The following is a 412-nucleotide window of genomic DNA, read 5'->3' on the forward strand; positions in this document are numbered from 1 at the left end:
AGGCTTACTACAAGCGCAATCGGGTTGCAGACCTGCGCCATGCACAGGGGCTGCAGGTAGTGCGCTTCGTGCGCAAAGTTCGGCTGCGACAGCCACGGGTGGGGACCCGCAAGCTGCATTATCTGCTGCAGGATCAGGATGATGGCGGGCTCAAGGTCGGGCGGGACAGGCTGTTTCAGATATTGGCCGAGCACCGCCTGCTGGTGCAACCCAGGCGGGCGTATCACAAGACCACCCACAGTTTTCACCGCTTCTACCGTCATCCCAACTTGCTCAAGGGAGGACCGGAGCAGGTCACGCCGGTGGCACCGGAGCAAGTCTGGGTCGCCGACATCACCTATCTGCCAGCCAGGAGCGGGCCGCTGTACCTGAGCCTGGTGACGGATGCTTACTCACGCAAGATAGTGGGTCA

1 pseudogene is annotated in these 412 nt (G+C 61.7%); it reads left to right on the forward strand.

Annotated features, from left to right (window positions below):
• Positions 1–412, forward strand: a pseudogene (locus MM194_RS21795) (IS3 family transposase); the annotation flags it as partial.

It is taken from the genome of Aeromonas sp. MR16, assembly GCF_022549315.1.
GTDB lineage: Bacteria > Pseudomonadota > Gammaproteobacteria > Enterobacterales > Aeromonadaceae > Aeromonas > Aeromonas aquatica.